This is a genomic window from Streptomyces sp. NPDC058620 (assembly GCF_042717135.1).
Classification (GTDB): Bacteria; Actinomycetota; Actinomycetes; order Streptomycetales; family Streptomycetaceae; genus Streptomyces.
This window is the reverse complement of the sequence record NZ_JBHXQO010000040.1, coordinates 39,908-61,748: the sequence shown is the minus strand read 5'-3', so window position 1 is coordinate 61,748 and position 21,841 is coordinate 39,908. Positions and strand designations below refer to the sequence as shown.

The window sequence follows — 21,841 nt, the reverse complement described above, 5'->3', positions numbered from 1 at the left end:
CTCCGCCGCCAATATCCACTTCGCGCCGTGGTTCCGGGGCTCACACCGGCGTCCGTGATTGTCACCGCAGGGGGGGCCCACACCCCGTGGGGTGTGGGCCCTCCGTCCTGTCCGCGCGCCGCCCGGTCAGCCGGGCCGCCCGTGCCGGAGGCACCACCCCGCCCAGGCGGACTCGACCATGGTGCGTATGCCGTGCTGGGCCGACCAGCCCAGCTCCTTGGCGCTGGCGTCCACCGCGGCGACCACCCGGGCCGGGTCCCCCGGTCTGCGCGCCTCGGCCACTGGGCGGACATCAGTGCGGCCGGTGAGGTCGAGGATGATGTCGACCATCTCCGCGACCGAGACGCCCTCCCCCCGGCCGATGTTGAGTACCAGGGCGGCACCGGCATCCTCGGCAAGGCGTCGTGTCGCGGCCACATGCGCAGAGGCAATGTCCTCGACGTGGATGTAGTCGCGAACGCAAGTGCCGTCCGGGGTCGGGTAGTCCTCGCCGAAGATGCGGGGCGGTTCGTCGGCGGCGAGACGTTCGAAGACCATCGGCACCAGGTTGAAGATGCCGTCATCGCCCAGTTCGGCTGCGGCAGCCCCGGCCACGTTGAAGTACCGCAGCGAGGCCGTGGCCATTCCGTGTGCACGTCCGGCCGCGGCCACCATCCACTCGCCCGCCAGCTTGGTCTCGCCGTACGGGCTGAGCGGCTGGCAGGGGGTCTCTTCGGTGACCAGGTCGACATCCGGCATGCCGTATACGGCTGCCGACGAGGAAAAGAGGAAGCGGCTCACTCCGGCCGTGGTGGCCGCGTCCAGCAGGGTGCGCAGTCCGTCGACGTTCTCGCGGTAGTAGTACAGAGGCCGCTCGACGGACTCCGCCACCTGCTTCTTTCCGGCGATGTGCACGATTCCGGTCACCGCATGATCTGAGAGAACCCGGTCGACCAGTTCCCGGTCCAAAACGGTGCCGACCACCAGCGGCACTCCTGTGGGGAGCCGATCGGCTCGGCCGGTGCTGAGGTCGTCGAGAACGACGACGGACTGCTGGTCCGCCATCTCCTTTACGACGTGCGACCCGATGTAGCCGGCCCCGCCGGTGATCAGCCAGGTCATCTGATCAGCCGCCGATGACGACGCGGCGAACGCCTTCCCAACGAGCCGGGTCCGTGGTCCGGCGCCCGTCGACCAGGACGCGGACGTCCGGCAGGTCGGCGGCGGCCAGTTCGCGGTACTCGGCGTGGTCCGCCTGGAGGATGGCCGCGGTGACGGCCTGGCCCTCGTGCGGGACGAGCCCGTGCGCGGTCAGTTCCTCGGGGGTGTACATCGGGTCCGAGACGAACGGCATGGCGCCGCGCGCCTTCAGAGCCTCGACGACGCCGAAGACGCCGGAGAAGGCCGTCTCCTTGACGCCGCCGCGGTAGGCGGCGCCGAGCACCAGCACGCCGGCGCCGTCCAGGTCGCCGTAGGCGGCGGCCAGCAGGTCCACGGCGTACTCGGGCATCGCGGCGTTGGCCTCGCGGGCCGAGCGCACGACGGTCGCCTCCGGGTCGTTCCACAGGTACATCCGCGGGTAGATCGGGATGCAGTGGCCGCCGACGGCGATGCCGGGCTGGTGGATGTGGCTGTACGGCTGGCTGTTGCAGGCCTCGATGACCTTCTTGACGTCGATGCCGGTCTTGTCGGCGAACCGGGCGAACTGGTTGGCCAGACCGATGTTGACGTCGCGGTAGGTCGTCTCGGCGAGCTTGGCGAGTTCGGACGCCTCGGCGGTACCGAGGTCCCACACGCCGTTCGGCCGCGGCAGGTCCTCGCGGTCGTCGAAGTCGAGGACGGCCTCGTAGAACTCGACACCGCGCTGCGCCGACGCCTCGTCGATACCGCCGACGAGCTTCGGGTAGCGGCGCAGGTCCGCGAAGACGCGGCCCGTGAGCACCCGCTCCGGGGAGAAGACCAGGTGGAAGTCCTCGCCCGGGGTGAGGCCGGAGCCCTCGGCGAGCATCGGCGCCCAGCGGGTGCGGGTCGTGCCGACGGGCAGGGTGGTCTCGTACGAGACGAGGGTGCCGGGCTTCAGGCCAGCGGCGATGGCCTTCGTCGCCGAGTCCATCCAGCCGAAGTCCGGGGTGCCCTCGGCGTCCACGAAGAGCGGCACGACGACCACGACGGCGTCGGACGCGGCGACCGCGGCCGTCGTGTCCGTCGTCGCGGACAGCAGGCCCGCGGCCACCGTCTCCTTGAGCTTGACGTCGAGGTCGTACTCACCGGGGAACGGCTCGGTGGCCGCGTTGACCAGCTCGACGACCTTCTCGTTGACGTCCGCGCCGATGACCTTGTGGCCCTTGGCGGCGAACTGCACGGCGAGCGGAAGACCGATCTTGCCGAGCGCGACTACACAGATGTTCACTGGGGTTACTTCCTCTTCAGCCTGGACAGCATGCGGCGCAGCCGCGGGCCCGTGCCGGACTTGCTCTCCCACAGCGGAGCCGTGGTGATCACGAGCCGGCCCTTGGTATTCGGGCTTGCCGAGACGCGGTGCGGGTTCGTCCGCCCCCACCGGCGTGCCAGCGGCATCGGCAGCCCGTCGGTCCGCACGGGAATCTCATACGTCGAGCCTGCCACGTCGGCGTAGACGCGGACGCCTCGCTTGGCCGCGGCGGGCGGAATGGGGATACGGGCGGTCAGCCGCGTACGCGTACCGTCGCCCACCGTCTCCCGGGTGAACTCGCCGACGACACGCGGGCGTCGGGCGTCGGCCGGCATCCTTCGGGCTCCGGGCTTGTCCGCGCTCTTGGGCATCGCGCCCTGCGCCAGGGCGACCACCGCGGAGTCCGTGTCGCCGATGATCCCGAGCCGCAGCCGCAGCACGAGCGACAGTTCCTCGCCGTCCTGCTCCCAGTCGGCCGACTCCAGTTCCGTGGAGGCTGAGAGGCGGCCGGTGACCCCTTCGTGCACCTCGTAGAAGTGGTCGGGCAGGCCCACGGCCGGGTCCCGGAAGCCCGGGTAGGCGGCGAAGGCCCGGCCGCCCTCCAGCACGAAGGGCGGCGCTCCGTGCTCGGCCTCGTCCTGGATGGCACGGCTGAGCTCGTCGACGGCGCCGCGCTGGGCGAGGCCGAAGCGCACGCGGCGCTTCACGCCCGTACCCTCGCGCAGGCCATCGGTGTAGTAGGCGTCGACCAGGACGGCGATGCCTTCGCACACCTGACGCCTGGTGTCGGCGTCGAGGGCGGGGAAGTCCTTCTGAAGGAGCTTGGACAGCTCCCAGTCGAAGTGCCGCTTGAAGACCGCGTCGCGCTGCGGACCGGGCTCGATGAGCCCGGCGGTGTGCTCCATGATCCTCGCGGTGCAGCGCAGGCGTGCCAGGTGGTCGGCGCGGTAGGTGATGTTGCTCGCGTCACCGCGCTTGACCGCGTAGTAGTACGTGTAGTCGGAGAGCACGGAGATCTTGCTGGCCCGGACGCACGCCTCGATGGTGAAAGGCTGGTCGCTGCCGACCGGCAGGTCCTCGGGGAAACGCAGCCCGTGCTTCTCGACCAGGGACCGGCGGAACAGCTTGGTGTTCGCCAGGGTGTAGGGAAGCACCGAGTCGTAGAGGCTGATGTCGGGCATGTTCCCGGTGTACAGCTTCTGGTGGACGTACCGGCCGTTCGTCCCGACCATCTTGCCGATGACCACGTCGGAGTCGTGCTTGTCGGCGCAGGCGACCATCCGTTCCAGCGCCTCGTCGCCGAGGTAGTCGTCGGAGCCGATGAAGTAGACGAAACGTCCGGTGGCGATGTCCAGGGCGCGGTTGCTCGGGGCCGCGGGGCCACCCGAATTGGCCTGGTGCAGCACCTTCACGGTGTCGGGATACTTCGCCGCGAAGCGGTCCAGTTCCTTGCCGCTCTCGTCGGTCGAACCGTCGTTCACTGCGATGACTTCGAGCCGCTCAAGACCGATGCTCTGCCCCACGAGCGAGTTCAGGCACTCGGTGAGATACGGCATCGTGTTGTACACAGCGACGACGACGGTGACATCGGGTGGGGTCAACTGGTCACACCCTCGAGCGAGATGTCCCTCTCCTCCAGCGAAACGGCGAGGCCGGACGTCGCGGACCGGAGCACGGCCGCCGCCACCTCGACGGTACGCAGACCCTGCCGCAGCGTGCAGATGTCGGCCGGCTCGCCCAGCACCGCGTCCCGGAAGAGCTCGTGCTCGACGAGCAGCGGCTCGCGCTTCGGGATCGCGTATCGGATCATGTCGCCCTCGGAGACACCGCGGAACGCGCGGAGCGCCTCCCACTCGGTCGTCACCGCGGCGTTGGAGTGGAACGTCAGGTCGGCGGTGAGGGTGTCGGCGATGAAGCAGCCGCGCTCGCCGGTGACCGAGGTGAAGCGCTCCTTGAGCGGGCTCAGCCAGTTGACCAGGTGGTTCACCATCGTGCCGTCGGAGAGCTTGCCGACGGCGGAGACCATGTCCTCGTGCGGGCGGCCGGACTTCGACACGGTGTGCGCGGCGATCGAGGTGTACGTCTGGCCGGTCACCCAGCCCGTCAGGTCGATGTCGTGCGTGGCCAGGTCCTTCACCACGCCGACATCGGCGATGCGGTGCGGGAACGGCCCCTGGCGGCGGGTGACGACCTGGTACACGTCGCCGAGCTCACCGGCCTCCAGGCGGCTGCGCAGCGAGAGCAGGGCCGGGTTGCAGCGCTCGATGTGACCGACACCGGCCACCAGACCGCGCGACTCGAAGGCGTCCACGAGGCGGCGGGCGCCCTCGACGGTGTCCGCGAGCGGCTTCTCGATGAGGGCGCAGATACCGGCGTCCGCCAGCTTCAGACCGACTTCCTCGTGCAGCCCCGTGGGGCAGGCCACGACGGCGTAGTCGATACCGAGGGCGATGAGCTCCTCGACCGTGGACAGCACGGGAGCGCCCTGCGCCCAGCCGTTCTTGTCTCCCATCGGGTCGACGACGCCGACCAGCGTCACACCGTCGAGCGAGGCGAGGACCCGGGCGTGGTGACGCCCCATGGAGCCCAGGCCGATCAGTCCGGCCTTGAGTGCGGCGGTCACAGCTTCGCTCCCAGGGTGTTCACGGCGTTGGCGATCCGCTCCAGCTCGCTCTCGGTGAGCGACGGGTGGACGGGCAGCGAGACGACCTCGGCCGCGGCGCGCTCGGTCTCCGGCAGGTCCCAGGTGCGGCCGGCCTTCTGGTCCGGCTCCCAGTAGGGCTTGAGCCGGTGGATCGGCGTCGGGTAGTAGACGGCGTTGCCGACGCCCGCCTCGGTGAGCGCGGCCATCGCGGCGTCGCGGTCGCCCCGCACCCGGATCGTGTACTGGTGGTAGACGTGGCGCGCGCCCTCGGCGACCGGCGGAGTGGTCACGGCCGGGTTGCTGATGTGCGCGTCGAGGTACGCGGCGTTGGCGCGGCGCTGCTCGGTCCAGCCGTCGAGCTTCGTCAGCTGTACGCGGCCGACCGCGGCGGCCACGTCCGTCATCCGCATGTTGGCGCCGACGATCTCGTTGGCGTACCGCTGCTCCATGCCCTGGTTGCGCAGGAGGCGCAGGGTGCGGGCGAGCTCGGCGTCGGCCGTGGTGACCATGCCCCCTTCGAGGGAGTGCATGTTCTTGGTCGGGTAGAAGCTGAACGTTCCTCCGGCCCCGAAGGCGCCCACCGGCGTGCCGTTGAGGGCGGCGGCGTGCGCCTGGCAGGCGTCCTCGACGACGGCGAGCTTGTGCTTCTCGGCGATGGGCATGAGCTTGTCCATCGCGGCCGGGTGACCGTAGAGGTGCACCGGCATGATCGCGGCGGTACGCGGCGTGATCGCCGCCTCGACGGATGCCGGGTCCAGGCCGAAGCTGCCGGGCTCGATGTCGGCGAAGACGACGTCGGCGCCGACGAGACGGACTGCGTTGGCTGACGCGGCGAAGGAGAACGAGGGGACGATCACCTCGTCGCCGGGGCCGATGCCCAGAGCGAGCAGCAGGAGGTGCAGGGCGGAGGTGCCCGAGTTGACGGCGACGCAGTGGCGGCCGTCGACCACCTCCGAGAAGCCCTCCTCGAATGCCGCTACCTCCGGCCCTTGTACGACGCGTCCGCTGCGCAGCACGCGTACGGCGGCCTCGATCTCTTCTTCACCGATGACCGGGCGGGCAGCAGGAATCGGCTGCTCGTTGATGCTCGTCATGGACGTCCTCCTTGAACACCGCAAGAGCTCTTTACTGGCAGAGGTCTGGGGTGCGGGACGTCTTACGAGGCCGCGCTTAACCCCACCGGCGGAATGCCGACGCCCTGCCGAGGAATCCGGGGCCGGTCTGTCCTCCACCGGCACCCGGTCACTGTGTGTAGTTCCATGAAGAGGATCCTCACAGCACAGCAACCCCCGTCACATTATCAGGGATTTCTAATGCCATTTCGGGGCTGTTAACCGGTCGGTGCATCAGTTCTGGAACAAAGCACGTGCCCCGCCCCGAGACTCTCGGGACGGGGCACGTGTGGGTGCACGACCGGCTGTCGGCGTGTCAGCCGGCCGACTGCGCGGAATCGGACGACGAGGCCGGAGCCGTCACGGAGGGCGACGACTGCTCGGCTGCCACCGTCTTCTTCGAGGCGGCCTTCTTGGCGGTCGTCTTCTTCGCGGCGGTCTTCTTGGCGACCGTCTTCTTGGCTGCCGCCTTCTTGGCCGGAGCCTTCTTGGCGGCGGCCTTGCGGGCCGTCTTCTTGGCCGGAGCCGCTGCCTCCGCGTCCGTCTCCGTGCTGTCGGAAACGGATTCGGAAGCGGACTCGGACACCGCTTCGGAAGTGCCTTCGGTCACGGGCGTGGCGGTCACCACGACGACCTCCGCCTCCTCGGCGCCCGCAGGCGAGCCCGCGGGTGCGGTGGCCTTACGGGTGGCCCGGCGCCGCGCACGCGGCGCGGCGACCGGAGCCGGGGCCTCGGCCTCGGGGGCCTCGACGACGGGGGCCTCGGCGACCGGGACCGACACGACGGGGGACCCGACGACGGGGTCCTCCGCGGCGACCGGCTCCACCGTCTCGACCGGCTTCGGCGAACCCGCCGGTGCGGTCGCCTTACGGGTCGCCCGGCGACGGGTACGGCCCTGGACGGGCGCCTCGGCCTCGGGGGCCGGAGCGGCCACCGAGGTCTCGACGACCGGCTCGGGCTGCGGCTCGGGCTCGACGACCGGAGCGGCCTCGGCCACCGGTTCGGGTGCCGTCACTCGCTCGGCGGCGGCCTTCGGGGCGCCGGCCGGAGCCGACACCTTGCGGGTCGCACGCCGACGGCCACGACCGCGCCCGGCAGCTGCCTCGGCCTCGGCCGGACTGCTGTACAGCTCCTCGTCGGGGACGAACTCCGGCTCGGGCAGCGCGACCGGAGCCGCGATCTCCGCCGCCACCTCGGCCTCGCTCTCGATCTCGTGCTCGTCCTCGTCGATCTGCTCGTGGTCGTGCTCGTGGACCTGGTCCTGGCCCACGCCGCCGCGGCCGCGCTTCTTGGCGCGCTTGCCGCCGCCACCCCCACCGACGGTGGTCGGCTGCTCCATGTGGACGATGACACCGCGCCCGTTGCAGTGGACACAGGTCTCGGAGAAGGACTCCAGCAGACCCTGGCCGACCCGCTTGCGGGTCATCTGGACCAGGCCGAGCGAGGTGACCTCGGCGACCTGGTGCTTCGTACGGTCCCGGCCCAGGCACTCCAGGAGTCGCCGCAGCACGAGGTCCCGGTTGGACTCCAGCACCATGTCGATGAAGTCGACGACGACGATGCCACCGAGGTCGCGCAGCCGCAGCTGACGCACGATCTCCTCGGCCGCCTCCAGGTTGTTCTTGGTGACGGTCTCCTCGAGGTTTCCGCCCTGACCGGTGAACTTGCCGGTGTTGACGTCGACGACGACCATCGCCTCGGTCTTGTCGATGACCAGCGAGCCGCCGCTCGGCAGGTAGACCTTGCGGTCCAGCGCCTTCATCAGCTGCTCGTCGATCCGGTACGTCGCGAAGACGTCGACCTCGGAGGTCCAGCGGGACAGCCGGTCCGTCAGGTCCGGTGCCACCTGCGAAACGTAACCGTGGATCGTGTCCCACGCCTCGTCACCGCTGACGATGACCTTCGAGAAGTCCTCGTTGAAGATGTCGCGGACCACTCGGACCGTCATGTCCGGCTCGCCGTAGAGCAGCGTCGGAGCGTTGGAGCTGCCGCTGTTCCTCGACTTGCGCTGGATGTCCTCCCACTGCTCCTGCAGTCGCTCGACATCGCGGCGCAGCTCGTCCTCGCTCGCGCCCTCGGCCGCCGTGCGCACGATGACGCCCGCGTCCTCGGGAACGATCTTCTTGAGGATGGTCTTGAGCCGGGACCGCTCGGTGTCGGGCAGCTTGCGGCTGATCCCGGTCATCGAGCCCTCGGGCACGTAGACCAGGTAGCGGCCGGGCAGCGAGACCTGGCTGGTCAGGCGGGCGCCCTTGTGGCCGATCGGGTCCTTCGTCACCTGGACGAGGACCGACTGGCCGGACTTCAGCGCGGTCTCGATGCGGCGCGGCCCGTGGGCCATGCCGAGCGCCTCGAAGTTCACCTCACCGGCGTACAGGACGGCGTTGCGGCCCTTGCCGATGTCGACGAACGCGGCCTCCATGGACGGCAGTACGTTCTGCACCTTGCCCAGGTAGACGTTGCCGACGTAGCTGGTGGCCTGCTCCTTGTTGACGTAGTGCTCGACGAGCACGTTGTCCTCGAGGACGCCGATCTGGGTGCGTTCGCCGCTCTGGCGGACGACCATCACCCGCTCGACGGCCTCGCGGCGCGCCAGGAACTCCGCCTCGGTGATGATCGGCACCCGGCGGCGGCCCTGCTCGCGGCCTTCGCGGCGGCGCTGCTTCTTGGCCTCCATACGGGTCGAGCCCTTGATGGACTGGACCTCGTCGAAGCCGGTACCGGGCTCGCGCTCCACTTCCTTCTTGCGGGGCTCGCGGACCTTGACGACCGTACGCTCCGGGTCGTCCGTGCCGTTGTCGGCCTCGGCCGCGGCCTCACCGCTGCGACGGCGACGGCGACGGCGGCGACGGCTGCTGCTGGAGCCGCCGGCCGAGTCGTTGTCGTCCTCGTCGTCCTCGTCGTGCTCCTGTACGCGCTCGGCCTCGTCCTCGGTACGGTCCGCGGGGGCCTCGTCGTGCTCGGCGTCGTCCAGGTCGTTGCTCTCACCGCGACGGCGGCGACGGCCACCACGACGGCGACGGCGCGAAGGCCGGTCCCCGTACTCGTCCGTCTCCTCGCCCTCGTGCTCGGCGTCCGTCTCGGCCTCGGCCTCGTGCTCGTCCTCCACGGCCTCCTCGACGGGAGCGGCCACGGGGGCGGCGACCGGCTCGGCCGCCTCGACGGCCTCACCACGGCGACGGCGACGGCGGCGCGAGCCGCCCTGCGGCGCGGCCTCGGCGGGCTCCGCCTGCGCCTCCACGGTCTCGGCGGTCACGGGCTCGGCCACGGGGGCCTGCTCGGCCTCCTCGACCTCGTCCTGCTCCGCCGCGGGACCGGCGGCGGCAGCCGCGGCAGCGGCGGTCTCCGGGGTCTGGAACATCGGCTCGGAGAAGACCGGGGCCTGGAAGACGGCCACGGCCGGGCGCGTCGCGCGACGGCTCTTGCGGACGGGCTCCTCGACCTTGCCGGTGAACTCCGGCCGGCCGGCAGCCGCGGTGGCCCGGCGGCGCTGGCGGCCGCGCGGGGCAGCCTCCTCGACCTGCTCGGGCTCGGCTGCGAGCTCCTCGGCCACGGCCGCGGGAAGGGTCTCACCGGTCTCGGCGACGTCCTCCGCGCCAGCGGGGGCCTCGGCGGACTGCGGGGCGCCCGCCGGAGCGGTCGCCTTGCGGACCGCGCGACGGCGGGTGCGCGCCGGGGGCGCGGCATCGGCGACGGGCGCTTCGACGGCCTCGGCCGTCTCGGCGACCTCGGCGGCCGGCTCGACGACCGCCTCGGGCTCGACGGGGGCCTCGGCCTGCGGCGTGCCCGCCGGGGCCGACGCGCGGCGCCGGGTGCGGCCACGGGGGGCCTCGACGACCGGTGCGGCTTCCGGCTCCTCGACAGGAGCGGCGGGCGCGGTGGGCTCTGCGGCTGCCACGACGACGTCCTCGGTGGTCTGCGGGGCGCCCGCCGGTGCGGTCGCCTTGCGCACGGCACGACGACGGCCACGCGGAGCCGCGGGTGCCTCGGGTGCTTCGGTGACGTCCGCGACGGGCTCGGGGGCCGCCTCGGCCACCGGCTCGGTCACGGATTCGGCGACGGCCTGCGGCGCACCGGCCGCAGCCGTGGCCTTGCGGACCGCACGGCGGCGCGCACGGGGCGGGGCGGCGGGCGCCTCGGCCTCGGCGGGCTCGGCAGCCTCGGCCGTCACAGGGGTCTCTGCGGCCGCGGGGGCCTCAGTGGTCTCGGGTGCCGCGCCAGGGGCGCCCGCCGGGGCGGTCGCCTTGCGGACCGCACGGCGGCGGGCACGCGGAGGTGCGGCATCGGCCGTTCCGGTGGTCTCGGGCTGTGCGGCGTCATCGGCCGGTACGGCCGGCGTGACGTCATCGGCGACCGCTCCCGGCGTACCCGCCGACGGCGGGCCCGCGGGACGCGAAGCCGCGCGGCGCCTGCGGCGCGGCGGCAGCTTGTCCCCGGGGCTGTTGTTGTCTTCGGTGTTCCCGTTGGTTCCGGGTTCGGTCGGCTCAAGCATGCGGGCGGTTCTCCCGTCACGCTCCCGGGCGCCGCGCCTGATTCCGGTCCGGCACGGTTCGCGAAGGTGCGATACCGCCGTCCGGGGCGCGGGCGCCGCACGGGAGCTGATGTCTGGCTCGCCGGTTCCGTACGCGGTGTGCGTACGGCCTGGCGAAAGTCTTCTGGTCAGTTCGCGGCCCGACCCAGGTGGCTCCCGAGTCGAAGGGCCGCGCTACAACGACCGCCTTACGCGGAACCTGCACCTTCCGGCGCCGTCGCGACGGCGGCCGGGGCGACCGCTGAAGAAGCGGTCGGGGCTGCCTCGCGGTCGGGCGCGAGCGGGTCGGTCACCGTGCCGGACTCCTCGTCGAAGAGCCCCTGCGCCAGCCTGGTCACCGCTGCGGGGACCGGCGGCGCGAGGTCGGCCACAACGCGGAGACCGGACAGGACGTCGTCGGGTCGCACGGCAGGCGTCACGTGCCGAACAACCAGCCGCAGTATCGCACAGGGCTTGTCCCCGGGCCTATCAGCCGGTGGATCAAGAGCCTGCAGACCGGCGACGGCGGCGCGGGCGTCGAAGGTGCGCATCCCGTTCTTCGCGCGGCGCTGGACCTCGACGGTCTCGGCGTCCATGAAGGCGGAGACGGCCTTCGCCGTGTCCTCGACGGTCACACCGTCGAGGCGCATCTCCCATACGGAGGCGGTCAGCCGGTCGGCGAGACCGGACGTACGGGCCTCCACCGCGTCCGTGACGTCCAGGCCGTCCGGCAGCGACTCGTTGAGCAGCTCTCGCAGGGTGTCCGGGTCACGCGCCTCGGTGAGGGCGATCTCCAGGAACTCGGCCTCGCTGCCCGTGCCGGTGGGTGCGGCATTGGCGTAGGAGACCTTCGGGTGGGGCGTGAAGCCCGCCGAGTAGGCCATGGGCACCTCGGAGCGGCGCAGCGCCCGCTCGAAGGCACGCTGGAAGTCTCGGTGACTGGTGAACCGGAGGCGGCCGCGCTTCGTGTAGCGCAGTCGGATGCGCTGCACTGCCGGTGCGGGCGGCGGGCCTTCGGGCTGTCGCTTGCCCAGTGGTTCTTCTCCTCGGTGCGGGGCGGACGCGGTGGCGTACCGCCCACGAAGTATGGGGGTGCCCCGGGGTGTCCGCTCCGGCTCACCCCCGCTTGACGGCTTGCGCTGTCAGCGGGGAGATCTCGGGTGCGGGCGCCGCGCTGGGGTCAGTCGTTGCATGGTGCTCACTACCCAGCCTACGCGCAGCGGACCCATCGAGTTCCCGGGGTTCGGCCGCCCGCCGTTCTCCGGCCAGCGCTCTCCAGGCGTCACGGCGGGCCTGGCGCACGGTTTCACGTGCCGCGCGCAGCGCGCCCCGCGCCGTGCGTCCCGCCTCCAGGGCCGCCCGCCGGGCAGGAGCCCAGACCTGGTCCCGTACGAAATGTCCGACGGGAGTGCACACCGAGCGGTAGGCCCAGGTGGCTGGCGCGCCCACCAGATTCCAGGCCAGCCAGGCCAGGGCCCGGCCGACGGCGCGCGAGATGAACCCGGCGATCCGCCAGGCCATGGCGAACGCGGCGAGGATCTCGCGGCCTACCGGGGCGAGGACCCGTCCGTACACCCAGACGACGGGGACGACGAGCAGCACGGTGAGCAGCCACACGGTGCCGTGGCCGAGCGGGGTCAGCAGTTGCCGGTACGCCCAGGTCAGCGGCAACACGACCAGGTTGTGCGCCATCCAGGTGAAGGCGTGGCCGAGCGGGGTGAGGACGTATCTCCACACACCCACCACCGGCCACACGAACAGCGCGGTCAGCACCCACTTCAGTGCGAGGGCGATCCCTCGGCCGGCGGGGGCGAGCAGCGTGCGGCCGATCCACCCCAAGCCGTGCCCCAGCGGCGTGAGGACGGCAGCGTAGAACCAGCCGAGCGGGACTGCGAAGATGCCGTAATGGGCCACGGGGACGACGACGTAACGCCACAGCCCCACCCAGGGCCACACGAAGACGGCGGCCGCGAGCCACAGCAGCGCGTGGCCGAGCGGGGTCAGTGCGGAGCGGTACAGCCATACCGCCGGAATCGCGATCAGGACGTCGAGGAGCCGTGCCAGCGCCCTGCCGAGCGGGCGCAGCAGAATCCGGTCGGTGGCGCGGGCGCCGGCGACGAGGACGTCCCAGACCATGCGTACGGGAAGGACGAGCACCAGCACCACGATCCGTACCGGGATCCTGATGAGCGTGGTCAGGCAGCCGTCGCCCGGTTCGTACCGTGCGGGCGCCTGGTGCTTTCCGTACGGGCTGGGCTGCGATTCCTGGTCCATGACGGAAGCGACGCGAAGGCCCGGTCCGTGGTTTACGGATCCGGGCCTCCGTCACCGAGTTGTCACCCGGAAACGGCGTGCGACTACTTCACGACCGTGAGCGGCAGCAGCGTCTTGCCGGTCGGGCCGATCTGGATGCTCGTGTCCATCTGGGGGCAGACACCGCAGTCGAAGCACGGGGTCCAGCGGCAGTCCTCGACCTCGGTCTCGTCGAGCGAGTCCTGCCAGTCCTCCCAGAGCCAGTCCTTGTCGAGACCGGAGTCCAGGTGGTCCCAGGGCAGGACCTCCTCGTACGTCCGCTCCCGGGTGGTGTACCAGTCGACGTCCACACCGAACTCGGGCAGCGCCTTCTCGGCGCTGGCCATCCACAGGTCGTAGCTGAAGTGCTCGCGCCAGCCGTCGAAACGGCCGCCGGCCTCGTAGACCGCGCGGATGACGGAGCCGACCCGGCGGTCGCCGCGGGAGAGAAGGCCCTCGACGATGCCCGGCTTGCCGTCGTGGTAGCGGAAACCGATCGAGCGGCCGTACTTCTTGTCGTCGCGGATCTTGTCCCGGAGCTTCTTCAGCCGGGCGTCGGTCTCCTCGGCGCTGAGCTGCGGGGCCCACTGGAACGGGGTGTGCGGCTTGGGGACGAAGCCGCCGATGGAGACGGTGCAGCGGATGTCGTTCTGCCCGGACACCTCGCGGCCCTTGGCGATCACCTTGACCGCCATGTCGCCGATCTGGAGGACGTCCTCGTCGGTCTCGGTGGGCAGGCCGCACATGAAGTACAGCTTCACCTGACGCCAGCCGTTGCCGTACGCGGTGGAGACCGTACGGATCAGGTCCTCCTCCGAGACCATCTTGTTGATGACCTTGCGCAGGCGCTCGGAGCCGCCCTCGGGGGCGAACGTGAGACCGGAGCGGCGGCCGTTACGGGTCAGCTCGTTGGCCAGGTCCACGTTGAACGCGTCGACGCGGGTCGAGGGCAGCGAGAGACCGATCTTGTCCTCGGTGTACCGGTCGGCGAGGCCCTTGGCGATCTCGCCGATCTCCGAGTGGTCCGCGGAGGAGAGCGAGAGCAGACCGACCTCTTCGAAGCCGGTCGCCTTGAGGCCCTTCTCGACCATCTCGCCGATGCCGGTGATGCTTCGCTCCCGCACGGGGCGCGTGATCATGCCGGCCTGGCAGAAACGGCAGCCGCGGGTGCAGCCGCGGAAGATCTCGACGGACATCCGCTCGTGGACGGTCTCGGCGAGGGGGACGAGCGGCTGCTTCGGGTAGGGCCACTCGTCGAGGTCCATGACGGTGTGCTTGGACACCCGCCACGGCACGCCCGACTTGTTGGGTACGACACGGCCGATGCGGCCGTCGGGGAGGTACTCGACGTCGTAGAAGCGCGGGACGTAGACGCCACCGGTCTTCGCGAGGCGGAACAGCACCTCCTCGCGTCCGCCGGGGCGGCCCTCGGCCTTCCACGCGCGGACGATCTCGGTGATCTCCAGGACCGCCTGCTCGCCGTCGCCGATGACCGCGCAGTCGATGAACTCCGCGATCGGCTCGGGGTTGAAGGCCGCGTGGCCGCCCGCGAGCACGATCGGGTCGTCGACCGTACGGTCCTTGGACTCCAGCGGGATGCCCGCGAGGTCCAGGGCGGTGAGCATGTTGGTGTAGCCGAGCTCGGTGGAGAAGCTCAGCCCGAAGACGTCGAACGCGCCGACGGGCCGGTGGCTGTCCACGGTGAACTGCGGCACCTCGTGCTCACGCATCAGTGCTTCGAGGTCCGGCCAGACGCTGTAGGTGCGCTCGGCGAGGACGCCCTGGCGCTCGTTGAGTACCTCGTACAGGATCATGACGCCCTGGTTGGGCAGTCCGACCTCGTACGCGTCCGGGTACATCAGGGCCCAGCGGACGTCGCATTCGTCCCACGGCTTGACGGTGGAGTTGAGCTCACCGCCGACGTACTGGATGGGCTTCTGCACATGCGGGAGCAGAGCTTCGAGCTGTGGGAAGACCGACTCGGCAGACATCTGGGGACCTTCGTGAGCTGGCAGGGGTGACCATCCAGCGTACCCCGGGGCTCAGCCCTTCAACGCCGAGCGCACAGCCGGCTCGGAGGCCCGGGCCCAGACGTCCGGCAGTTCCCGTTCCCTGTCCGCCGCGGACGCCTGCTCCTGCCCGTACAGCAGTCCCCAGGTGAACGCGGTCTCCCCCGCCGCGTGGGCCTGGACCGCCAGGGTCCCCAGGGCGTCGCGGGCGAGCACGCTGTCCTGGTGGTCGCCGAGGACCTTCTGCACGGCCTGCATCCGTTTGGCGAACCTCTTGGCGGGTTTGCCGAGCGCCGGCCGCGCCGCCTCCCCCGCGTACCGCGCGCGCTTCGCCGCCTTGCGGGCCTCGTGCATCGCCAGGTCCCGGCCCTCGCCCGGCGGCTGCTCCAGGGCGTGGCCGACGCGGGTGGCGAGGCGCTTGTAGTCCTTCAGCACGGCGCGGGGCAGCGCTTCCCCGGGCTCCCGGGCGGCGCCGGGCAGCAGCGGCGGGTCGGCGAGGAACGCGTCGAGGGAGTCCAGCAGGGCCAGGTAGCGCTTTCCGTCGAGTACGGCCGCGATGCGGCGCCGGGTGCTGGTGTGCCGGGCCACGGACCAGATGCGCAGCCGGCTTCCGACGGGGCCGAGGAGCAGGGTGCGGGGCAGGTCGTCGGTGCGCGCCCGGAGGCGGGCTTCGAGGACTTCCTGGTCGCGGTCGACGCCGAGCTCGGCGGCCAGCCACTTCAGCTCTTCGCCCAGGGTGTCGGTGACCGTCCGGTCGAGGATCTTCCGGTACGTCCTGAAGGCGCTGCGCAGCCGGCGGGTGGCGACGCGCATCTGGTGCACGGAGTCGGGGAGCTCGCGGCGCACGGCGGGGTCGTGGGCGACGACGGCCTCGATCTGGGCGCGCGCGTAGGCGAGGACGTGGTCACCGGCGGTCGGGGGCTGCTGCTTGCTTTCCTTCTTCGCGGTCTTCGCCGTCTTCGGCTTCTTGGCCGGGTGCCGTTTCGCCGAGGGGCCCGTCTCGGTGAGCGCCCTGGCCAGCTTGGAGGCGGACGCGGAGGGCTGCACGCCGGCCTTGCGCAGCCGCCGTTCGACGGCGTCGAGGAAGGCCGGGTCGCCGTCGTCGGCGAGTTCGACCTCGATCTCGGTCCACGCGGCGGTGGTGCCGCGGCCCTCCTCGGTGAGCCGTTCGGCGAGGACCTCGTCGACGCTCAGCTCGGCCAGGAGGGCGCCGTCCGCGTCGACGAGGTGGTGGACGTCGCGGGCCGAGAGCAGCCGTACGACGGGGACCACGTCGGCTTGGCGCACCCTGGAGCGGAGCAGTCCGGCGAGGCCGTCCGGCAGGGCGTCGGCGAGCGGGGCCCGGATCTCGTCGCGGATTCCGGGGGCGACCGGGAGTTTGAGGTGCCAGCCCTCGTCGGCCCCGCCGGTCCTGCGCCGCAGGGTGAGGGAGCCGGCCGCGAGCCGGAAGTCCGCGGTGTCGTAGTAGACGGCGTCGAGTTCGGTGACGCCGTGGTGGGTGACGTCCGAGACCCCGGCCACCCTGGTCAGGTCGGGCAGCCGGGTATCGGGAGTCGCTTCGTACTTACGCTCGATCTCACGCTTCGAGTCCGCCATGTACCGAATCTAGACGGGTTGCGCGCGAACGGGCAGGGGGCGGCGGCCGATCAGCAGTGGATCAGGCGGATATCGGCCGCTGGACCCGGATCGACTGGAGCAGTCCGACCGCTACCCAGACGGCGAACATCGATGATCCTCCGTACGACACGAACGGCAGCGGGAGTCCGGCGACCGGCATGATGCCGAGCGTCATTCCGATGTTCTCGAAGGACTGGAACGCGAACCAGGCGATGATCCCGGCGGCGACGACCGTGCCGTACAGCTCGGTCGTCTCACGGGCGATCCGGCAGGCGCGCCACAGGACGACGCCGAGCAGGACGATGATCAGTCCGGCGCCGAGGAAGCCCAGTTCCTCTCCCGCGACGGTGAAGACGAAGTCGGTCTGCTGTTCGGGGACGAACTGGCCGGTGGTCTGGGAGCCCTTGAAGAGGCCGGTGCCCGCCAGGCCGCCGGAGCCGATCGCGATGCGGGCCTGGTTGGTGTTGTAGCCGACGCCCGCCGGGTCCAGTGCCGGGTTGGCGAAGGCCGCGAACCGGGCGATCTGGTAGTCGTCGAGGAGCCCTAGCTGCCAGATCGAGACGGCGCCGACGCTGCCCGCGCCGAGGAGTCCGAAGACCCAGCGGTTGGACGCGCCGGAGGCCAGGAGCACACCGAGGACGATGACGGCCATGACCATGACGGAGCCGAGGTCGGGCATCAGCATGACGACCGCTATAGGGATGAGCGCCAGGCCGAGCGACTTGGCGACGGTCCGGTGGTCGGGGTGCAGCTGGTCGCCCGCGTCGACGCGGGCGGCGAGCAGCATCGCCATGCCGATAATGATCGTGATCTTGGTGAATTCGGAGGGCTGCAGGGAGAAGCCGCCGCCGATGATGATCCAGGCGTGGGCGCCGTTCACGGTGGCGCCGAGCGGGGTGAGGACCGCCAGGACGAGGACCACGGAGAGGCCGTACAGGACCGGGACCGCGCCGCGCAGGGTGCGGTGGCCGAGCCAGATCGTGCCGATCATCAGGGCGACGCCGATGCCGGTGTTGAGGGCGTGCCTGAAGAGGAAGTAGTACGGGTCGCCGTGGGTGAGCGAGTCACGGTTGCGGGTCGCCGACCAGACCAGGAGCGAGCCGATGAGCGACAGCGCGAGCGCCGAGCCGAGCAGCGGCCAGTCGAGCCGCCGCACGAGGGAGTCGCGGGCGGTGATCCTGGCCCAGGAGGACCGCTCGGGGGCGTACCGGGAGACGGAGAAGCCGGCCATCAGTCCCGCCTTCCCGGGGCTCCGGCGAGTGCCTGCTGTGCCTCTTCGGCGGGCTTCTGCGACTCGGGGTCGTACGGCTTGACCTTCGGCGCGTCGATCGAGCCGTCGGGCTGGATTTTAGGCAGGTCCTTCTGCGGCTTGAGCAGGAGTGCCTTCTTCGGGTCCTGCTTGCCCGCGGCGTCGAGGCCGTAGAGGGCGTTGTAGATGTTGCGCACGGCGGGGCCGGACGCGCCGGAGCCCGTACCACCCTGGGAGATCGTCATGACGATCGAGTAGTCCTCGGTGTACGTGGCGAACCAGGAGGTCGTCTGCTTGCCGTAGACCTCGGCCGTGCCCGTCTTGGCGTGCATCGGGATCTTGTCCTGGGGCCATCCGCCGAATCGCCAGGCGGCGCTGCCCCGGGTCGCGACACCCGCGAGGGCTTCGTCTATTTCGTCGCGCGTGTCTCCCTTGAAGGGGAGCTTGCCGTGCGACTTCGGCTTGATCTCGCGGACGGACTTGCCGTCGCCGCTGACGATGGCCTTGCCGACGGTCGGGTTGTAGAGCGTGCCGCCGTTGGAGATGGCCGCGTAGATGGTCGCCATCTGGATCGGGGTGACGAGGGTGTCTCCCTGGCCGATCGAGTAGTTGACGGAGTCACCGGCGCGCATCTTGTCGCCTTCGAGGCAGTTCTCGTACGCGATCATCTCGACGTACGTGCCGTCCTTCTTGCCCTGCTTGCACCAGCCGTCCTTGTTCAGCCGGAAGAAGTTCTCCTTCCACTGTCGGTCGGGGACGCGGCCGGTGACCTCGTTGGGGAGATCGATTCCGGTCTCCTTGCCGAGACCGAACTGATGGGCCGTCCTGTAGAACCAGTCGTTGGCCTTCTTCTTCGGCTGCGTGCCGCCGTCCCGCTGCCACTCCTTGTGCGCGAGACCGTAGTAGACGGTGTCGCAGGAGACTTCGAGGGCGCGGCCGAGGCTGATGCTGCCGTAGCCCTGGGACTCGAAGTTCTTGAAGACCTGGCCGCCGATGGAGTACGAGCTGGGGCAGGGGTAGTTCCCGTCGAAGGGGTATCCGGCGTTGACCGCGGCGGTCGAGGAGACGACCTTGAAGATCGACCCGGGGGCCGCCTGGCCCTGGATGGCCCGGTTCAGCAGCGGGAAGTTGGACTTCTTGCCGGTGAGCCTGGCGTAGTCCTTGCCGGAGATGCCGCCGACCCAGGCGTTGGGGTCGTAGGTGGGCAGGGAGGCCATCGAGACGATGCGGCCGGTCTTGGACTCCATGACGACGACGGCGCCTGAGTCGGCCTTGTAGAGCTGGTTGGTGTTGCGGTCCATCTCCTTGCGGGCCGTCTCCATCGCCTTGTTCAGCTCGTACTCGGCGACGGCCTGGACCCGGGCGTCGATGGAGGTGACGACGCTCGCGCCGGGCTCCGCCTTGTCGTTCTCGGCCTCTCCGATGACGCGGCCGAGGTTGTCGACCTCGTAGCGGGTGACGCCGGCCTTGCCGCGCAGTTCCTTGTCGTACGTGCGCTCCAGGCCGGAGCGACCGACCTGGTCGGAGCGCAGGTACGGGGAGTCGCTGTCCTGGGCCTTGGTGAGCTCTTCGTCGGTGACCGGCGAGAGGTAGCCGAGCACCTGGGCGGTGTTGGCCTTGCCGGGTGCGGCGTAGCGGCGTACGGCGGTGGGTTCGGCGGTGATGCCGGGGAAGTCCTCGGCGCGCTCACGGATCTGGAGGGCCTGCTGCGTGGTGGCCTCGTCCGTCACCGGGATGGGCTGGTAGGGCGAGCCGTTCCAGCAGGGCTGTGGTGTCTTCGAGTCGCAGAGGCGGACCTTGTCGAGGACGTCCTTGGTCTTCATGTCCAGGACTTCGGCCAGCCGGGTGAGGACGCCTACGCCGTCGTCCTTCATCTTCATCAGCTCGGTGCGGCTGGCGGAGACGACGAGACGCGTCTCGTTGTCGGCGAGGGGTACGCCGCGCGCGTCGAGGATGGCGCCTCGGACGGCGGGCTGGACGACCTGCTGCACGTGGTTGTTCTTCGCCTCGTCGGTGTACTCCTGTCCGTTGCGGATCTGGAGGTACCAGAGGCGGCCGCCGAGCGTCAGCAGCAGGGAGAAGACGAGGACCTGAATGACGATGAGGCGGATCTGGACCCGCTGGGTCCGTCCGGTCTCGGGAATGTTGCTCACGCGGCGCCCCCGGTGGTGGTCGGGTACTGGTCCCTCACAGTCGTTTGACCCCCTTGATCCTTCCTGCGCGTGCGGCGCGGTTGCGGGCGGCCTTCACGCGCAGTCCGCCGCGCTGGCCGCCGATGCGAAGTCCTGTGCCCGAGGAGAGCCAGCCCGTGGCGACGTCGCCGCTGTTCGAACTCTCGACGAGCGGATCGTTCTCGGTGCGTCTGGCGAGCGCCATGATGAGCGGCACGGTGAACGGTGCGAGCAGCAGGTCGTAGACCGCGGCGGTGAACAGCAGACTGCCCAGGCCCACATGGCGGGCGGCCGTGTCACCGACGAGGGCGCCGACGCCCGCGTACAGCAAGGTGGATCCGATGGCCGCGGCGACGACGACGGCCATCGGGACGAACGCCGACTTGAGCTGCCCGTTCTCCGGCCTGGCCAGGCCCACCAGGTAGCCGATGACGCAGAGCACCAGGGCGTAGCGCCCGGCGGCGTGGTCGGCGGGGGGTGCCAGGTCCGCGAGGAGGCCCGCGCCGAAGCCGATGAGGGCGCCGCTGACGTGGCCGTGGACGAGGGCGAGTGCGACCACGACGAGCAGCAGCAGGTCGGGGACCGCGCCGGGGAGCTGGAGGCGGGCGAGTACGGAGACCTGGACGACGAGGGCGACCACGACCAGGGTGACGGAGAGCAGAGTCCGGTTGAGGCGCATGGGGATCAGCTCTACTCCTGGTCGGTTGCGGCGTTGCCGGCGGGATCGGCTGGATCGGCGTTGCCTGCCGGGTCGGCGGCGTCGTTCTCCGCGGGCCGGCCGGTTTCGTTGACGTTCCCGACGACCTTTCCGCTGCCGTCGACGAGGTCGCCGTTGGGCTGGAGGGTGACCGTGACCGTCGGCGTGGGCTTCGGCTTCTCCGGCTTCTTGGGCTGCTTGGGCAGGACCATGTCGCGGGGGTCCTCGCGCGGTGCCTGGACGACGATGCCGACGATGTCGAGCTTGGTGAAGCCGACGTACGGCTTCACGTAGACCGTTCGGGTCAGGGCTCCGCCGGACGGGTCGACACGGACCACTTCGCCGACGGGGACTCCGGGTACGAACGGCTTGTCCTTGCTGGAGCCGAAGGTGACGAGGCGGTCGCCGTTCTGCACCTTGGCCTTGCCGTTGAGGAACTGGACCGAGAGCGGCCTGGACCCCTGGCCGGTGGCGAAGCCGAGCTCGTCGGTCCTCTCCATCCGGGTGCCGACGGTGAAGTCGGGGTCGTTGGCGAGCAGGACGGTCGCGGTGTTCGGTCCGACGGTGGTGACCCGGCCGACCAGGCCCTCACCGTTGAGTACGGTCATGTCGCGCTTGAGCCCGTCGTTGGCGCCCGCGTCGATGGTGATCGTCCAGGAGAAGCCCTGGGCCGCTCCTATGGCGATGACCTCGGCGGCCTTGATGCCGTACTGGCCGGCGCCCGCGTTCTTCATCATCGCGTCGAGCTGGCGGATCCGGCTGCGGTTGCGGTCGTCGCTGCCGAGCCTGGCCTTCAGCGCCGCGTTCTCGTGTTCGAGGGCCGCGATCCGGTCGTGCCGGTCCCCGGAGTCGCGTACGGCTCCTATGGCGTTGCCCACCGGGTCCACTGCTGCCGCGACGCCGTTCTCGACCGGTCCGAAGACCGTTGCGCCGGCCTGCCGGGCGCCGTCGACCGGCGACTCCTCGCCACCACGGATATCCACCGTGATCAATGCGAACGCGGTGGCAACCAGCAGCACCAGGAGCAGCCGGCTCTCTCGTGTGTCCCTCACGTGCGGCGGCCGTGCCTTCCTCGTCGGAATGTTCGTGCCTGTATATCAACGATCTGCGCTACGGGGCGGCGGCGTCCG

Annotated in this window: 14 protein-coding genes; all 14 read right to left on the bottom strand. The window is 70.7% G+C overall.

All coding sequences use genetic code 11. From position 1 onward, the window contains the following. Nucleotides 1-126 precede the first annotated feature (126 nt). Nucleotides 127-1,101, bottom strand: a complete 975-nt coding sequence (gene galE / locus ACFWSK_RS28225; protein WP_383791919.1) for a UDP-glucose 4-epimerase GalE — start codon at nt 1,099-1,101, stop codon at nt 127-129. 4 nt (nt 1,102-1,105) lie between these two features. Beyond that, nucleotides 1,106-2,389 carry a nucleotide sugar dehydrogenase gene (locus tag ACFWSK_RS28220; protein WP_383791916.1) on the bottom strand — a complete coding sequence of 428 codons (1,284 nt, stop codon included), beginning with the start codon at nt 2,387-2,389 and terminating at the stop codon, nt 1,106-1,108. A gap of 5 nt (nt 2,390-2,394) precedes the next feature. Then, complete coding sequence (locus ACFWSK_RS28215; RefSeq protein WP_383791913.1) at nt 2,395-4,011, bottom strand: glycosyltransferase family 2 protein; 1,617 nt, start codon at nt 4,009-4,011, stop codon at nt 2,395-2,397. Then, complete coding sequence (locus tag ACFWSK_RS28210) at nt 4,008-5,033, bottom strand: Gfo/Idh/MocA family protein (RefSeq protein ID WP_383791910.1); 1,026 nt, start codon at nt 5,031-5,033, stop codon at nt 4,008-4,010. Before ACFWSK_RS28210 ends, ACFWSK_RS28215 begins: the two co-directional genes overlap by 4 nt. Continuing rightward, on the bottom strand, nt 5,030-6,148 hold the full coding sequence (locus tag ACFWSK_RS28205) for a DegT/DnrJ/EryC1/StrS family aminotransferase (protein WP_383791907.1): 1,119 nt from the start codon (nt 6,146-6,148) through the stop codon (nt 5,030-5,032). The genes ACFWSK_RS28210 and ACFWSK_RS28205 overlap by 4 nt, the downstream gene beginning before the upstream one ends. A gap of 334 nt (nt 6,149-6,482) precedes the next feature. Then, complete coding sequence (locus ACFWSK_RS28200) at nt 6,483-10,658, bottom strand: Rne/Rng family ribonuclease (RefSeq protein WP_383791904.1); 4,176 nt, start codon at nt 10,656-10,658, stop codon at nt 6,483-6,485. Nucleotides 10,659-10,885: 227 nt separating this feature from the next. Next, the gene (locus tag ACFWSK_RS28195; protein ID WP_383791901.1) at nt 10,886-11,668 is read right to left on the bottom strand and encodes a TIGR03936 family radical SAM-associated protein; all 783 of its coding nucleotides are present in this window, start codon (nt 11,666-11,668) and stop codon (nt 10,886-10,888) included. A gap of 124 nt (nt 11,669-11,792) precedes the next feature. Beyond that, nucleotides 11,793-12,950 carry a hypothetical protein gene (locus ACFWSK_RS28190; RefSeq protein WP_383791898.1) on the bottom strand — a complete coding sequence of 386 codons (1,158 nt, stop codon included), beginning with the start codon at nt 12,948-12,950 and terminating at the stop codon, nt 11,793-11,795. Nucleotides 12,951-13,033: 83 nt separating this feature from the next. After that, a complete protein-coding gene (locus tag ACFWSK_RS28185; protein WP_383791895.1) occupies nt 13,034-14,959 on the bottom strand; it encodes a TIGR03960 family B12-binding radical SAM protein in 1,926 nt (641 codons plus the stop codon). 51 nt (nt 14,960-15,010) lie between these two features. After that, nucleotides 15,011-16,573, bottom strand: coding sequence for a CHAD domain-containing protein (locus ACFWSK_RS28180; RefSeq protein ID WP_383791892.1), 1,563 nt, complete (start codon nt 16,571-16,573; stop codon nt 15,011-15,013). Between the two features lie 61 nt (nt 16,574-16,634). Further along, complete coding sequence (gene rodA, locus ACFWSK_RS28175; RefSeq protein ID WP_383791889.1) at nt 16,635-17,825, bottom strand: rod shape-determining protein RodA; 1,191 nt, start codon at nt 17,823-17,825, stop codon at nt 16,635-16,637. Continuing rightward, the gene (gene mrdA, locus ACFWSK_RS28170) at nt 17,825-19,996 is read right to left on the bottom strand and encodes a penicillin-binding protein 2 (protein ID WP_383791885.1); all 2,172 of its coding nucleotides are present in this window, start codon (nt 19,994-19,996) and stop codon (nt 17,825-17,827) included. Before mrdA ends, rodA begins: the two co-directional genes overlap by 1 nt. A gap of 34 nt (nt 19,997-20,030) precedes the next feature. Further along, complete coding sequence (mreD, locus tag ACFWSK_RS28165) at nt 20,031-20,693, bottom strand: rod shape-determining protein MreD (protein WP_383791882.1); 663 nt, start codon at nt 20,691-20,693, stop codon at nt 20,031-20,033. A gap of 11 nt (nt 20,694-20,704) precedes the next feature. Then, nucleotides 20,705-21,763: a rod shape-determining protein MreC gene (mreC, locus tag ACFWSK_RS28160; RefSeq protein WP_383791879.1), complete on the bottom strand. Its 1,059-nt coding sequence runs from the start codon at nt 21,761-21,763 to the stop codon at nt 20,705-20,707. Nucleotides 21,764-21,841: the final 78 nt, after the last annotated feature.